Here is a 14,758-nt window from a genome sequence, read left to right as displayed (position 1 = left end):
GATCTGCAGCGGCACGACATAGTTCATCAGCCCCGTGACCAGCGGCATCGCCACGAAGAAGATCATGATCACGCCATGCGCCGTGAAGATCTGGTCGTAGTGATGTGGCGGCAGATAGCCCTCGTTCGCGCCGAAGGCGATGGCCTGCTGCCCACGCATCATCAGCGCGTCGGCGAAGCCGCGCAGCAGCATGACGATGCCGAGCACCATATACATGATGCCGATCTTCTTGTGGTCGACGCTGGTGAACCACTCGTGCCAGAGATAGCCCCAGGCCTTCATCCGGGTGATGAGCGCGATGAGCGCGAGGCCGCCGATCACCACGCCAGCGAAGGTCGCGAGCAGGATGGGCTCATGATACGGGATCGCCTCGAGCGTGAAGCGTCCGAACACGAGCTTCCACCAGTCGGGATAGGAATTCATGGCTTCCTCGGATCGCTAGGCTTGGCCAGGCGGCCGTTCAATTGGCGGCTCAATTCGCGACTTGGGCGGTCACGCCGCCCTTGCCGTAGACGTCGGCCGGCGTGCAGATCGCGGTGACGAAGGGCCGCGGCGGCAGGGGCGCGCCGCCCCGGCGCACCGATTTGTCGTATTCGAGCGCCATGACGGTGGAGATRCCCTCCTTGCCGCCGCCGCCCTTGGCATCCATCGCCATCATGTCGCGCATGCACATCTTGGCGCGGTCGACGCACATGTTGAGGATCGCGTCGTAGAGATCGGGCGCGACGCTGCCGAACTGGCGAGCCGGCTCACGCTCGCTCGGCCGCTCGAAGACGAGATATTCCTCGCGGCCGAGCTTGTCGCCCTTGTCGCGCGCAGCCTTCACCCAGTCCTCGAATCCGTTGCCTTCGACACCACGGAAGCGGAAGCGCATCCCGGAGAAGCCCTCCCCGCTATAGTTCGCCGAGAAGCCCTCGAAATCGCCGGCATGGTTGATGACGGCGTTGAGCTTGGTCTGCATGCCCGGCATCGCATAGATCTGGCCGGCGAGCGCGGGAATGAAGAGCGAGTTCATCACCGAGGAGGCGGTGATGCGGAATTCGATCGGCTGGTTCACCGGCGCCACCACCTCGTTGACCGAGGCGATGCCCTGCTGCGGGTAGAGGAACAGCCATTTCCAGTCGAGCGCCACGACCTGGATGACGAGCGGCTGCTTGCGTACCTGCGCCTCGCCGCCCTGCGGCGTCGCGATCGGCGCCGTCGCGCTGATGCGGTTGAGCGGCCGATAGGGATCGAGCAGATGCGTGCCCATCCAGGTCAGCGCGCCGAGAATGACGATGATCAGCAGCGGCACCGCCCAGATCACCACTTCGAGCGGCAGCGAGTGATTCCAGTCCGGGTCATACTCAGCCTTCGCCGAAGCGCGGTAGCGCCAGGCGAAGAACACCGTCAGCGCCATCACCGGCAGGATGACGGTCAGCATGAGCCCCGTCGAGATCAGCATGAGGTTGCGTTGCTGCAACGCAACATCACCGGAGGGCGACAACAGCACCGCCTGACAGCCCCCAAGCAGGGCGAAAAGCGGCAACAGCGCCAGAAAACGACGATTCATCAAGAGACCAAGCCCTCCGTGACCGGAAAGTCGCCGTCCTTCTATCGCATTCTATTGCACTGCACAGAGGACAGAATGTCCCATTGGCAGATGATCGACGCTCCGCTTTTATCCGCCGCATCCATGGCGTCCGGAGCGGGGGAATGTTATCCCTTTTCCGCGCGAACGAGGAAGCCCCCGAATGAGCGCCCATGTGGCAAGCCCGGCATCGAGCCATCCGACCGACGAACATGGTCGCGATCACGTCACCCCGGGCGAGATCGCGCTCGGCGTCATCATCGGCCGGACATCGGAATATTTCGACTTCTTCGTCTTCGGGCTGGGCTGCGTGCTGGTCTTCCCCCAGCTGGTCTTTCCCTTCGCCGACCCGCTGACCGGAACGCTCTATTCCTTTGGCATCTTCGCCCTCGCCTTCCTGACGCGGCCGATCGGCTCCGTGCTGTTCATGTCGATCGATCGCGTCTATGGCCGCGCCACCAAGCTCACCGCGGCGCTGTTCCTGCTCGGCGGCTCGACGGCCGCGATCGCCTTCCTGCCGGGTTACGAGACCATCGGCATCTGGTCCGGCATCATCCTGGCGACCTTCCGCCTGCTGCAGGGCATCGCGCTCGGCGGCGCCTGGGACGGCCTGTCCTCGCTGCTTGCGCTCAACGCCCCGCAGAACCGGCGCGGCTGGTATGCGATGCTGCCGCAGCTCGGCGCCCCCATCGGCTTCATTCTCGCCGCCGGGCTGTTCGCCTTCTTCGAGGGCTCGCTCTCGACCGAGGATTTCCTCGGCTGGGGCTGGCGCTATCCCTTCTTCGTCGCCCTGACGATCAACGTCGTCGCGCTGTTCGCTCGCTTGCGCATGGTCGCGACGCAGGAATTCGCGCAGCTCATGGAAACGCGCGAACTCATGCCCAGCCCGGTCATGCAGCTCATCCGCAAGCGCGGCAGCACGCTGGTCCTCGGCGCCTTCGTGCCACTGGCGAGCTTCGCGCTCTTCCACATCGTCACGATCTTTCCGGTGAGCTGGATCAACCTCTTCACCAACCGCTCGGTCTCGGAGTTCCTGATCGTGCAGGGCGCGGGCGCCGTGGTCTGCGCCGGGGCGATCATGACGTCGGGCCTGATCGCCGACCAGATCGGCCGGCGCCGGACGCTGATTCTCTCCGGCCTGATGATTGGCCTGTTCAGCCTGGGCAGCGTCATCGCTCCCCTGCTCTTCGGAGACAGCCAAGCCGGCCAGACGGTCTATGTCATCATCGGCTTCGGCCTGCTCGGCCTCTCCTACGGCCAAACCGCAGGCGCCGTCGCCTCGAGCTTCGGCCGGGAGTATCGCTACACCGGCGCGGCGCTGACCTCCGACCTCGCCTGGCTGATCGGCGCCGGCTTTGCGCCGCTCGTAGCGCTGACGCTCTCCAGCAAGCTCGGCCTCGCCTGGGTCGGGCTCTATCTGCTCTCGGGCGTGATCTGCACGCTCGTCGCGCTCTGGTTCGACCGGCGGCTGGAAGCCCGCTACGGCTGAACGAAGCGTCTTCCGCCGCCTGCCTCAGCGCCCCCGCCAGACCGGGGGACGCTTGGCGAGGAAGGCCTCCATGCCCTCCCGGAAATCCTCGCTCGTGTAGCAGAGCGTGACCAGGTCCTCGCCGGCGACAGCTTGCGCCGTGGCGGCCGTCAGCCGCCGCATCGCCTCCTTGGTCGCCCGCATGGTCAGCGGCGCATGCCCGGCGATGGTCCTGGCGAGTTCGGCCGCCCGCAGCATCAAAGCGGGATGATCCGGCAGCAATTCGCTGTAGAGCCCGGCCCGGCGCCCCTCCTCCGCCTCGACGAGCCGCGCCGTGAAGACGATGTCCTTGACCAGCGCCGGGCCGAGCAGGGCGARGAGCCGGGCATAATTCGCCATCGACAGGCTGTTGCCGAGCGTGCGCGCGATCGGGAAGCCGAAGCGTGCCGTCACCGTCGCGATCCTCAGATCGCAGGCGAGCGCGATGGCCGCCCCACCGCCGGTGACGGCTCCGGAGATCGCCGCCAGCGTCGGCACGGCGCAGCGCTCGATGGCATCGATCACGCCTTCGATCCGCTCCTCATAGGCCAGCGCATCCGCCGCACTCGCAAAGGAACGGAACTGCGCGATATCGGTGCCCGAGGCGAAAGCCTTGTCGCCGGCGCCAGTCACGATGATGACGCGCGGGTCGCCATGGGCCGCCGGATCGCGGCAGATCTCGGCCAGCCGCTCATACATGGCGAAGGTCATGGCATTGCGCGCTTGCGGCCGGTTGAGCGTGATCGTCCCGATCCCGCCCTCTACCGCATAGAGAATGTCTTCGCTCACTCCGGCCTCCGTCAGATCACGCCCTCGGCCCGCAACCGCGCGAGCCCGGCTTCGTCATAGCCGAGTTCGGCCAGGACCTCGTCATTATGCTCCCCGGCCGCCGGCGTCGGCGTCGCCACCCTGGAGGGGGTGCGCGAGAGCGTCACCGGCTGGCCGACGACCCGGATATCCCCGAGCTGGGGGTGTTCCAGCGGCCTGGCGATGCCGAGATGGCGCACTTGCGGATCGTCGAACATCTGGTCGACCGCATAGATCGGCCCGGCCGGCACGCCATGCGCCTCCATCGCGGCGAGCCAATCCGTGCTGCCGGCGGCGGCGAAGCGCTCCTCGATCATCCGCCGCAGCTCCGGGCGCTGGTCGAAGCGCTTTTCCATGCTGTCGAAGCGGGGATCGCTGCCCCATTCCGGCCGCTCGACAGCCCGGCAGAAGGAGCGCCATTGCTCCTCCCCGCCAACGCCGAGATTGATGGCGCCGTCGCGGGTTTTATAGACCCCCATCGGCGTGGAATAGGGATGGTCGTTGCCGGCCTGCGGCGGCACCGAACCTTCGACGAGATAGCGCGCGGCCTGGAAATCCATCATCGCAATCTGCGCCTCGAGCAGCGAGGTCTGCACCCATTGCCCCTTGCCGGACAGGGCCCGCTCCTGCAGCGCCACCAGCGCGCCGACGGCCCCGTAGAGCCCCGCCGAGGAATCGGCCAGCGCGATGCCGGCGCGCACCGGCCCCTGCCCAGGCAGGCCGGTCACCGACATCATCCCGCCCATGCCCTGCGCGATCTGGTCGAAGCCGGCCCGCGTCCGGTACGGGCCAGATTGCCCGAAGCCGGAGATCGAGACCAGGATCAGCCGTGGATTGATGGCATGCAGGGTCTCGAAATCGAGGCCGAGCCGTTCCTTGACGTCCGGCCGGAAGTTCTCGACCAGGAGATCGGCTTCCTCGACCAGCCGCATCAGGATCGCCTTGCCCTCGGCCGTCTTCAGGTTGATGGCCAGGGAACGCTTGTTGCGATGCAGATTCTGCATGTCGTAGCCGAGGCGCGGGCCGCTCATGTTCTCGTTCGGATCGAAACCCGGCGGGCTCTCGACCTTGATCACGTCCGCCCCGAAATCCGCGAAGATTCGCACGCAGGTCGGCCCGGCCCGCACCCGCGTCAGGTCCAGCACCCGCAGCCCTCTCAGGGCCATCGATGGTCCGGCTTGTGCCATGCCGTTTTTCCTCCCTGCCCTGCCGGACGCATGGCCGGAACGCGCCGACTGCATCGGGACGGCTCAGCCGCCAGCGCATCGGTCGCGTCCTGCCGCAATGACCCAGCCGGGCTGTCCGCCCGCTTTGAGGAGCTATCGATTTCTAGCTGCATACTGCATGCAGAAACAAGACCAGCGGCAATGCAAGGTTGCGCCGGCCTGGGATCGCGGCATCGGCGCGCTGTTCGCAGCGGCGATCATTTTTCTCTTGAACCTGAAGTGGCTACAGCTTGTAGAAGCTGTGTCCCGTAGCGAAGGCAGACGGAGACAGACCATGGCGACCCGCACCGAATCCGAACCGAAGACCCTCTCCTGGAAGGTCGGCGGCATGGATTGCGCGAGCTGCGCGACGAAGATCCGCGGCGCGGTGGAACGCATGCCCGGCGTCAGCGACGTCAGGCTTTCCGTGATGTCGGAGACGCTGACGCTGGCGCTCGAYGAGGCGCAGACCAGCGCCGGCGCCGTGGAAAAGCGCGTCAACGGGCTCGGCTATACAACCTCCGCGCTCGCGGCCGCCCCCGCTCGGAAGCCGGCCGCCGAAGCGGCGCCCTGCTGTGGCGGTCACGACCATGACCACCATGGTCATGCCCAGGAATCGCACGACCATGAATCGCATGACCACGGCGCGCACGCCCATGACGGCGCCGGCTGCTCGGGTCACGATCATGGACACGACCACGCTGGTCACAATCACGCCGGCCACGATCACGCCGCCCATGGCCGGCACGGGCAATCGGCCGGAGCCGCCGCGAAGGCCGACGAGGGCCACGGCCTGCCCGGCCATGTCCACGAGGTCACGCCGGACGGTGTGAGCTGGTACCAGACCGGCAAGGGCCGGCTGGTGCTGGTGACGGGCGCGCTGCTCGCCGCCGCCTGGATCGTCGGCACGGTCCGGCACGACATCGCCTATTGGGCTTTCGTCGTCGCCTGCGCGATCGGCGTGGCGCCGGTGGCGCGCCGTGCTCTCGCGGCGGCACGCTCCGGCATTCCCTTCACCATCGAGATGCTGATGACGATTGCCGCCATCGGCGCGCTCTTCATCGGCGCCGCCGAGGAAGCGGCGCTGGTCGTCTTCCTCTTCGCCGTCGGCGAGGTGCTCGAAGGCGTGGCGGCCGATCGCRCCCGCGCCTCGATCCGCGCGCTCGGCGACCTCGTTCCGAAGACCGCCATCGTCGAGGAGAACGGCGCCACCCGGCAGGTCGACGCTGCCAGCCTGACGATCGGCCAGATCGTGCTGGTGCGCCCCGGCGACCGCATCCCGGCCGATGGCGAGATCACCGACGGCATCTCCGGTATCGACGAGAGCCCGGTGACGGGCGAGTCCGTGCCGAAGACCAAGGGGGTCGGCGAGCCGGTCTTTGCCGGCTCGGTCAACCGGGAGGCGGCGCTGCGCGTGCGCGTCGACAAGGCAGCGCAGGACAACACCATCGCCCGCATCATCCGCCTGGTCGAGGAGGCGCAGGAGGCCCGCGCGCCGACTGAACGCTTCATCGACCGCTTCTCGCGCTGGTACATGCCGGCGATCGTCGGCCTCGCCCTGCTGGTCGCGCTGGTGCCGCCGCTCCTCTTCGCCGGCGAGTGGTCAGTCTGGATCTACCGCGCTCTGGCGCTGCTGCTGATCGGCTGCCCCTGCGCTCTGGTCATCTCGGTTCCGGCCGCCATCGCCGCCGCGCTGTCGGCCGGCGCCCGCCAGGGCCTGCTGATGAAGGGCGGCGTCGTCATCGAGACGGCCGCCCGCACCGGCCTCGTCGCCTTCGACAAGACAGGCACGCTGACCCAGGGCAAGCCTCGCGTCACCGACATCGTCGCCCTCGACCGGGAAGAACGCGAGGTTCTGGCCTTCGCGGCCGCCGTCGAGGCCGGCTCCGCCCACCCCCTGGCGGAGGCTGTTCTGGAGCGCGCCCGGGCTGACGCGGTCGCCTTCACACCGGCTGCGGAAGCGGCGGCGCTGGCCGGCCAGGGCGTCACCGGCAAGGTCGAGGGCCGCGCCGTGTTCGTCGGCGCGCCACGCCATGCCACGGCCCGCGCCCCATTCGACGATTGGGCCAAGGCCTCCGTCGAGTCGCTGGAATCGGCCGGCAAGACCGTCGCCGCCGTCATCGTCGACGGCACGCTGGCCGGGCTGATCGCGCTGCGCGACGAGCCGCGAGAGGATGCCGCCCCCGCCATCGCCGAACTCAAAGCGATGGGCGTCCGCGCGACCATGCTGACCGGCGACAACGCCCGCACCGCGGCCGCCATCGCCGGCGCGCTCGGCATGGAGCACAAGGCCGAGCTGATGCCGGACGGCAAGGTCGCCGCACTGAGGGAGCTCGCCGCCGGCACGCCGGTGATGATGGTGGGCGACGGCATCAACGACGCTCCGGCGCTGGCCGCGGCGAGCGTCGGCATCGCCATGGGTTCGGGAACCGACGTGGCGCTGGAAACCGCTGACGGCGCCGTGCTGAAGAGCCGGGTGCGCGACATCGCCGCGATGATCCGGCTGGCCCGCGCGGCAATGGGCAATATCCGCGCGAACATCGCCATCGCGCTCGGCCTCAAGGCCGTGTTCCTGGTGACGAGCGTGCTCGGCTATACCGGGCTCTGGGTCGCGATCCTGGCCGATACCGGCGCGACGGTCCTCGTCACGGCGAATGCGCTGCGGCTGCTGCGCTTCGACGCGGGTAAGGCCAGTTAAGGCGGGCTGTTTTGGATCGGAACCACAAGGCCACCCAGACTCCAAGGGCCTCTCTATAGAAGCGGCCGCTCAGACCTTGATATCGGCGACAGTGCCGGTGCGGCGCCCGCCCTTCGTGTCCATCTGGCGCAGGATCTCGTCGCGGACCTTGGCGAGGACATCGCCCTTGGCCTTGGCGTCGAGCTTGTTGAACTGTTCCTCGGTCATGCCGAGCTTCGACAGGACCGCCTGTTGGACCCGCTCCTCCGGGCTCATCCGCGCGAATTTCAGGAAATCGGCCTTGACCGAGGAGGAAGCCGAAGCGTCGGCCGCCTTGCCATCCGCTTCCGTCGCAGCGGTGCTCGACGAACGCGTCCCGAGCGGGAATGTGGAAGCCGGTGCAGGGGACCGGCTGGAGATGGCGACCGACATGGCATCCTCCGGATGTGATCCATATGCCCAGCAAGCCCCGGGCCGCGCCGCCAGGCGGGGAAATGCCTTCGTTTTCAGTGAGATAATCGCGAGAGCCCATTTGCCCCTCGCCCAAGCGGCACAAATTGCCCGGCAAAAGCAGCCGATGGGCGGCTCGGAATCAGCTTCGCGGCTCGCTCCGCCACTTCCGGGAATCGGCCCGGTTTCCGTTGCCGGCCGGCACCTCCGATTGCGACCGGACAATGACGATCGTTCCATTTTGCAGTGCAGAGCCTCGGCTGTCCCCGCTATGCATCAGTGAGCACATGCAACATGGTCAAAACGCAGGCACCCGTTCGCTCGACCTGGATCGCGAATGGAGGAAAGACAAAATAATAGGCAGAAAATCGGTTGCATTTGAAACGAGGCACGTCTCCAGCGCAGGGCAACGGCACAAAAGTAACCGACATCTTAATGGTTCATGCGCAAGGCGCATAACGGAATTGAGGCAGAGCCTCTGTAAGCGGCAGACCGCCTGGCTTATATGCACTGCACAACGAGATTGTCGCTGTGGGCACCGCCCCGCTCCGGAATACACGCAAGGAAAACCACCATGTTCGTCACCATGATCGCTGCCAAGATCCGCGCCTACCTCCGCTACCGCGAGACCGTTCGCGAGCTCTCSCGTCTGACCGACCGTGAGCTCGACGATCTYGGCCTGTCRCGCTCGGAGATCMMCTTCATCGCCCGCTCGCACGCYGCGGCCTGAAGTTACCGAATACGAACCGCCACGCGTCGTGCGTGGTGCGTTCCGTGTAGTTTCTCCTGAGGCTCGTGTTTCCCCTCCCCTCGAGCTTCGGTCGAAGAGCGAATGCCCGCCTCCCGGCGGGCATTTTGCATTTTGGGGCCGTCTGACCCCGCCGTCATTGCTTCGCCGCTACGCGTCTCGCAATGATGCAGCCCGAATTCATCCCTTGACCTGAAAGCCGGCTGCGGACACATCCGAGCCATGGCAACCTCGTCAGTTCAACCCGTACACGTCATCGGCGGCGGCCTCGCCGGCTCGGAAGCTGCCTGGCAGATCGCTCAGGCCGGCATTCCCGTCATCCTCCACGAAATGCGCCCGGTGCGCGGCACCGACGCCCACAAGACCGAGGGGCTGGCCGAGTTGGTCTGCTCCAACTCCTTCCGCTCCGACGATGCGTCGAGCAATGCCGTCGGCCAGCTCCATTGGGAGATGCGCCGCCTCCGCTCGCTGATCATGGCCAAGGGCGATGCGCATCAGGTCCCGGCCGGTGGCGCGCTCGCCGTCGATCGCGACGGCTTCTCTCAAGGGGTCACGGCCGCGCTGGAGGCTCATCCGCTCGTCACGATCGAGCGCGGCGAAATCGCCGGCCTCCCGCCTGCCGCATGGGACAATGTCGTCATCGCTACCGGCCCGCTCACCTCCTCGGCTTTGGCGCAGGGCATCCTGTCGCTGACCGGCGAGAGCGAGCTCGCCTTCTTCGACGCCATCGCGCCGATCGTCCATTTCGATTCGGTCGACATGGATCAGGCCTGGTTCCAGTCGCGCTATGACAAGGCCGGTCCGGGCGGCACCGGTGCCGACTACATCAACTGCCCGCTCGACAAGGACCAGTACGAGGCCTTCATCGACGCGCTCCTCGCCGCCGAGAAGACCGAGTTCAAGGAGTGGGAAGGCACGCCCTATTTCGACGGCTGCCTGCCGATCGAGGTCATGGCCGAGCGCGGCCGCGAGACCCTGCGCTGGGGCCCGATGAAGCCGGTCGGCCTCACCAACAAGCACAACCCGTCCGTGAAGGCCTATGCGGTGGTGCAGCTTCGCCAGGACAACGCGCTCGGCACGCTGTTCAACATGACCGGCTTCCAGACCAAGCTGAAATATGGCGAGCAGGCCGCGATCTTCCGGATGATCCCCGGCTTGCAGAACGCCGAGTTCGCGCGGCTCGGCGGCATCCACCGCAACACCTATCTCAACTCGCCGAAGCTGCTCGACGAGCGGCTGCGGCTGAAAGCCGATCCGCGGCTGCGCTTCGCCGGCCAGATCACCGGTTGCGAGGGCTATGTCGAGAGCGCCGCGATCGGCCTCCTCGCCGGACGCATGGCGGCGGCCGAGCGGCTCGGTCGCGACCTGCCGCTGCCGCCCGCGACGACGGCGCTGGGCGCACTGGTCAACCACATCACTGGCGGCCACATCACCACCATCGACGAGGGACCGCGTTCCTTCCAGCCGATGAACATCAATTTCGGCCTGTTCCCGCCGATCGAGGGCGTCGCCAAGACGGGCCCCGACGGCAAGCGCCTCAAGGGCCCGGCCAAGAGCCTCGCCCGCAAGCAGGCGCTGACGGCGCGCGCCAAGCAGGTGATGGAGGAATGGGCCGGAAGCGAGCAGGCGAAAGCGGCAGAGTGAAGCGCTGACCGTCATCCCGGTCGGAAGCGAAGTGCAGCCCCCGGGGCTCTTTTGGAGGAGATGCTCGGTCCGAGCCCGAGCATGACGGAGCCTTTCAGCTTTTCCGCGCCGCTCGCCACAGGATCCACTGCCGGCGCCAGGCCGGCAAGGTGATGATGGTGCGATAGGGATCGTAGCCCTTGCCTTCCATCTTGCGCAGATAGGGCTCGACCAGCGCGACCGGCAGGAAGGCTGCCTGCACCGCCGGCGGAATCGTGTCGCTCAGGCTCGCGAGCTGCTTGAGATGGTTGCGCGCGATCTCGCGCAATTCCTTGAGCGTATAGAGCACACCGGGCCCGCCGCGCCCGCGCACGATGTCGTCCCGCGTCACGCCGTTGCGGGCCAGGATGTCGGCCGGCAGATAGACCTGCCCCTCCGCCGCATGCCAGGGGAAGGCGCGCATCAGCCCGGCCAGCGCATAGGCGACGCCGGCATGGCCGCAAGCCACCGCCCCGCCGGGGTCACGCCCGCCGGCCAGCACGATGCAGGCGAGCCGGATCAGGGCGCTGGAAGTCTCTCCCGCATAGCCATCCAGATCCCGCAGCGACGGCATGGGGTCGTCATAGAGATCGAAGGTGCGGGCATCGATCAGCCCGGTCAGTGGCGCGATCGGCAGGCGATAGCGCTTCACCGTGTCGAGCAGCGCCGCAGCGACGGGGTGGCCCTGCACCTCGCCATTCGGCTGGCCTTCGAGCAGGTCGCGCCACCATTGCATTCTGACCTCGCCCGGCAGCGGCTCGCTGACGAGCGCCCTCACCCGCGCAATCTCCTGGCTGAAGGCATAGAGCGCGAAGAGCCCGTGACGGCGCGCCTCAGGCGCGTAGAGCGTCGCGATATAGCGATCCTGATCCTGCTCCCGGACCAGCGCCGCGCAATGCGCATAGGCCTCCGGCAGGCGCGCAGGCACCCTATCGTCGCGCTGATCTGTCTGAACCTGCGGTGTCGTACCGTCTCGGCCCGCCATGCCCGGCCTCGCTTTCGTCCTCAGTCTAGGCCAATGCCCCCGCGGGGGCTACGCCCACGATTCATGGCTGCCAAAACGCCGCAGCCGGACGCGGCCTGTGCCGCGATCTCAGGGGATGGCGATCAGCGCGGCCGCGACGCGGCGATCCTCGGCGACGAGGACATTATAGGTCCGCGCGGCGGCGCCCGTCGCCATGCCTTCCACGGTGATGCCGGCCTGCTTCAGCGGCTCGCGCAAGGCCGGCGGAATGAAGGCGATGTCCGGCCCGGTGCCGATGATCAGGAAGTCGATCGCCCCGGCCTCATCAAGAATCGGCTGGAGGCTGTCGAGCGTGACCTCGGAGAATTGCGTCACCGGCCAGAGCCGTATCCCGGCCGGCGTCGCGATGATCGAGCCCTTGTGGCTCATCTCGGCGAAACGGAAGCCACCGGCTCCGATCGCATCGAGCGCCCAGCGCCCCGGCACGAAGCCCTCGAAGCGCGCCATGGCCGCCGGCCTCAGCCGGCCTTGGGCTTGGCGCCGGCGAGCGTCTTCTCGCGGGCTTCCTCGCGCTGGCCCTGGCCGCGAACGTCCATGTAGAGCAGCACCGGGGTCGAGACGAACATCGCCGAATAGGTGCAGACCACGACGCCGAACAGCATGACGAGCGCGAAGCCCTCGATCGCCGAGCCGCCGAAGATGACGAGCGCGAGCAGCGACAGGAAGGTCGTCGTCGCCGTCATCGCGGTGCGCGACAGGGTCGAGTTGACCGAAAGGTCGAGCAGCTCCGGGATCRGCATCGTCTTGTAGCGGCGCAGCAATTCGCGCGTGCGGTCGAACACCACGACCGTCTCGTTCAGCGAATAGCCGACGATGGTCAGGATCGCCGCGATCGAGGTCAGGTTGAATTCGAGCTGCGTGATCAGGAAGAAGCCCATCGTCAGCACGATGTCGTGCAGCGTGCCGAGGATCGCGCCGATGGCGAGCGGCATCTCGAAGCGGAACCAGAGATAGATCAGCACGCCCATGATCGCGAGYACGACGCCGAGCGCGCCGGCCTGAACCAGCTCGCCCGAGACCCGCGGCCCGACCGTCTCGACGCGGCGGAACTCATAGGTCGAGGCGAAAGCGTCGCGCGCCTTCGTCACCACGCCCTGCTGCGCCGCCTCGCCGCCCGCCTGGAGCGGAAAGCGCATCGACAATTCCGTGCCGTCGCCGAACTCCTGCACCTCCGCCTCGCCGAAGCCGAGGGCATTGGCGGTCTGGCGCACTTGCGCGATCTCGATCTTGCCGCTCTTGGCCTGCATCTCGATCAGGGTGCCGCCCTTGAAGTCGATGCCGAAATTCAGGCCGACCGTCAGGAAGAGCGCCAGCACCAGAATCGAATAGGCGGCCGAGATCGGATAGCTGAACCGGCGGAACCAGACGAATTTGAAGCGGGTATTGTCGGGAACGATACGAAGCAGGCGCATGGCCAATCTCCTGGAGCTTGGGCTGCGTCAGAACGGAAGGTGCTTGGGCTTGGCCCAGCGATACCAGACGGCGATCAGCATCCGGGTCAGCGTCACTGCCGTGATGACGGTGGTGAGGATGCCGAGGATGAACACCACGGCGAAGCCGCGCACCGGGCCGGAGCCGAGCGAGAACAGCGCCACGGCCGCGATCAGCATGGTGACGTTCGAGTCGATGATCGTCGCGAAGGCGCGCTGGAAGCCGGCTTCGAGCGCCGAGACGAGGCTGCGGCCCTGATGCTCCTCCTCCCGCATGCGTTCATAGATCAGCACGTTAGAGTCGACCGCCGTGCCGATGGTGAGCACGATGCCGGCGATGCCGGGCAGCGTCATCGTCGCCCCGATCAGCGACATCAGGCCGAAGATCAGGCAGACATGGACGAAGAGTGCGACGCTCGCGATCAGCCCGAAGATGCCGTAGGTCCCGAGCATGTAGAGCACGACGAGAACGCCGGCGATCAGCGTCGCGAGCTTGCCGGCATGGATCGAGTCGGCGCCGAGGCCCGGACCGACGGTGCGCTCCTCGACGATGGTCATCTTGGCGGGCAGCGCGCCGGCGCGCAGCAGGATCGCCAGGTTGTTGACCTGCTGGACGGTGAAGTTGCCGGAGATCTGGCCCGAGCCGCCGGTGATCGGCGACTGGATGACCGGCGACGAGATCACCTTGTTGTCGAGCACGATGGCGAGCGGGCGGCCAAGATTCTCGGTGGTGATCTGGCCGAAGCGCTGGGCGCCGCGGATGTTGAAGCGGAAATTCACGATCGGCTGGCCGGTGCGCGAATCGAAGGAGGGCTGCGCATCGACCAGATCGGCGCCGTCGACGACGGGCTGGCGCAGCACCGGCACGGGCTGGCCGCCCGAATCCTGCGAGGGCAGCATGTCGACATCGGTGCTGTTGGCATCGCCCAGCAGGCGGAACTCCAGCTTGGCGGTGTCGCCGAGGATTTCCTTCAGCCGCTGCGAATCCTGCAGGCCGGGCACCTGGACGAGGATGCGGTCAAGGCCCTGGCGCTGGATGTTCGGCTCGGTCGTGCCGAGCGCGTCGACGCGCCGGCGTAGCACTTCCATCGCCTGCTCGACGGCGCGGCGGATGCGCTCGTTCGAGCCGGCTTCCGTCACGGTGAGCTGGATCAGTCCGTCGGGCTGCTCGGTGATCGCGATCGACTGGTTGCCGGACGGGCCGAAGGCGCCGAGCGTGCCGACCGGCTGCGAAAGCTCTTGCAGCTTGGGCAGCACACGCGCGCGCTCGGCCGCGTCGGGGATGCGCATCTGCACGCCGCGCGTCGTCGTCTGGATACCGCCCTGGAGGCTGATGCGCTCCTCGCGCAGGATGCGGCGCGTATCATCGCGCAACTGCGTCACCTGGCTGCGGATCAAATCGGCGCGGTCGATCTCGAGCAGGACGTGCGAGCCGCCCTGCAGGTCGAGGCCGAGCACCACCGCATGGGTCGGCAGCAGGAAGCGCGGAATCCAGGAGGGCGCATTCTCCTCGATCGACTTGCGCGTCTCCGGCGAGAACAGGTTCGGCACGGCAAGCCCGCAGCCGAAGAACAGCACGAGCAGGACGAGAATGACCTTGCGGGCCTGGAGACGAAGCATCTGCGTGAACAGCCTTGTTGTGGGGGCTGGCCTCACGAGGAGGCCAGTCGTCGTCTTG

The 14,758-nt window shown here is 67.2% G+C and carries 13 protein-coding genes; 4 read left to right on the top strand and 9 right to left on the bottom strand.

Annotated elements, in window-relative coordinates; all coding sequences use genetic code 11:
• Positions 1-423, bottom strand: a 423-nt coding sequence (locus AB4Y99_RS15360; RefSeq protein WP_441523909.1) for a cbb3-type cytochrome c oxidase subunit I, incomplete at its 3' end; no start/stop codon positions are given.
• Positions 424-472: 49 nt separating this feature from the next.
• The gene (gene cyoA / locus AB4Y99_RS15355) at positions 473-1,552 is read right to left on the bottom strand and encodes a ubiquinol oxidase subunit II (protein WP_081925532.1); all 1,080 of its coding nucleotides are present in this window, start codon (positions 1,550-1,552) and stop codon (positions 473-475) included.
• A 181-nt stretch (positions 1,553-1,733) separates the two neighbouring features.
• On the opposite strand from cyoA, the gene AB4Y99_RS15350 reads away from it, so the two are divergent.
• Complete coding sequence (locus AB4Y99_RS15350) at positions 1,734-3,059, top strand: MFS transporter (protein ID WP_142022670.1); 1,326 nt, start codon at positions 1,734-1,736, stop codon at positions 3,057-3,059.
• 24 nt (positions 3,060-3,083) lie between these two features.
• Here AB4Y99_RS15350 and AB4Y99_RS15345 read toward each other — a convergent pair whose 3' ends face one another.
• Complete coding sequence (locus tag AB4Y99_RS15345; RefSeq protein ID WP_441523910.1) at positions 3,084-3,881, bottom strand: enoyl-CoA hydratase/isomerase family protein; 798 nt, start codon at positions 3,879-3,881, stop codon at positions 3,084-3,086.
• The gene (locus tag AB4Y99_RS15340; protein WP_441523908.1) at positions 3,878-5,071 is read right to left on the bottom strand and encodes a CaiB/BaiF CoA transferase family protein; all 1,194 of its coding nucleotides are present in this window, start codon (positions 5,069-5,071) and stop codon (positions 3,878-3,880) included. Before AB4Y99_RS15340 ends, AB4Y99_RS15345 begins: the two co-directional genes overlap by 4 nt.
• Before the next feature lie 313 nt (positions 5,072-5,384).
• Between AB4Y99_RS15340 and AB4Y99_RS15335 the strand changes: the two genes are divergently transcribed.
• Positions 5,385-7,787: a heavy metal translocating P-type ATPase gene (locus AB4Y99_RS15335; RefSeq protein WP_441523907.1), complete on the top strand. Its 2,403-nt coding sequence runs from the start codon at positions 5,385-5,387 to the stop codon at positions 7,785-7,787.
• Between the two features lie 69 nt (positions 7,788-7,856).
• Here the strand turns inward: AB4Y99_RS15335 and AB4Y99_RS15330 are convergent, their stop codons facing one another.
• Entirely contained in the window at positions 7,857-8,198 is a 342-nt protein-coding gene (locus AB4Y99_RS15330) for a hypothetical protein (RefSeq protein ID WP_441523906.1), read from the bottom strand.
• A gap of 592 nt (positions 8,199-8,790) precedes the next feature.
• On the opposite strand from AB4Y99_RS15330, the gene AB4Y99_RS15325 reads away from it, so the two are divergent.
• Together AB4Y99_RS15325 and trmFO are read left to right on the top strand one after the other, a co-directional pair.
• Positions 8,791-8,946: a DUF1127 domain-containing protein gene (locus AB4Y99_RS15325; protein ID WP_441523905.1), complete on the top strand. Its 156-nt coding sequence runs from the start codon at positions 8,791-8,793 to the stop codon at positions 8,944-8,946.
• 240 nt (positions 8,947-9,186) lie between these two features.
• Positions 9,187-10,608, top strand: coding sequence for a methylenetetrahydrofolate--tRNA-(uracil(54)-C(5))-methyltransferase (FADH(2)-oxidizing) TrmFO (trmFO, locus tag AB4Y99_RS15320; RefSeq protein ID WP_441523904.1), 1,422 nt, complete (start codon positions 9,187-9,189; stop codon positions 10,606-10,608).
• 94 nt (positions 10,609-10,702) lie between these two features.
• On the opposite strand, the gene AB4Y99_RS15315 is transcribed toward trmFO, so the two are convergent.
• The 4 genes from AB4Y99_RS15315 to secD all read right to left on the bottom strand — a co-directional run bounded on the left by AB4Y99_RS15315 (position 10,703) and on the right by secD (position 14,700).
• Entirely contained in the window at positions 10,703-11,611 is a 909-nt protein-coding gene (locus AB4Y99_RS15315; RefSeq protein WP_038365572.1) for a phytoene/squalene synthase family protein, read from the bottom strand.
• A 108-nt stretch (positions 11,612-11,719) separates the two neighbouring features.
• Entirely contained in the window at positions 11,720-12,097 is a 378-nt protein-coding gene (locus AB4Y99_RS15310; RefSeq protein WP_038365570.1) for an Mth938-like domain-containing protein, read from the bottom strand.
• Positions 12,098-12,108: 11 nt separating this feature from the next.
• Positions 12,109-13,062: a protein translocase subunit SecF gene (gene secF, locus AB4Y99_RS15305; protein WP_441523903.1), complete on the bottom strand. Its 954-nt coding sequence runs from the start codon at positions 13,060-13,062 to the stop codon at positions 12,109-12,111.
• Positions 13,063-13,089: 27 nt separating this feature from the next.
• A complete protein-coding gene (gene secD, locus AB4Y99_RS15300; protein WP_038365566.1) occupies positions 13,090-14,700 on the bottom strand; it encodes a protein translocase subunit SecD in 1,611 nt (536 codons plus the stop codon).
• Positions 14,701-14,758: the final 58 nt, after the last annotated feature.

Origin of the sequence: Allobosea sp. TAB14 (genome assembly GCF_052113865.1) — a bacterium.
Taxonomy (GTDB): Bacteria; Pseudomonadota; Alphaproteobacteria; order Rhizobiales; family Beijerinckiaceae; genus Allobosea; species Allobosea spartocytisi.
This window is presented reverse-complemented; position numbering and strand designations above follow the sequence as displayed.

Coding starts and splice junctions, on each gene's coding strand:
- AB4Y99_RS15330 (WP_441523906.1), bottom strand. CDS start 8,198: ATGTCGGTCGCCATCTCCAGCCGGTCCCCTGCACCGGCTTCCACATTC.
- AB4Y99_RS15340 (WP_441523908.1), bottom strand. CDS start 5,071: ATGGCACAAGCCGGACCATCGATGGCCCTGAGAGGGCTGCGGGTGCTG.
- AB4Y99_RS15310 (WP_038365570.1), bottom strand. CDS start 12,097: ATGGCGCGCTTCGAGGGCTTCGTGCCGGGGCGCTGGGCGCTCGATGCG.
- AB4Y99_RS15350 (WP_142022670.1), top strand. CDS start 1,734: ATGAGCGCCCATGTGGCAAGCCCGGCATCGAGCCATCCGACCGACGAA.
- secD (WP_038365566.1), bottom strand. CDS start 14,700: ATGCTTCGTCTCCAGGCCCGCAAGGTCATTCTCGTCCTGCTCGTGCTG.
- trmFO (WP_441523904.1), top strand. CDS start 9,187: ATGGCAACCTCGTCAGTTCAACCCGTACACGTCATCGGCGGCGGCCTC.
- AB4Y99_RS15315 (WP_038365572.1), bottom strand. CDS start 11,611: ATGGCGGGCCGAGACGGTACGACACCGCAGGTTCAGACAGATCAGCGC.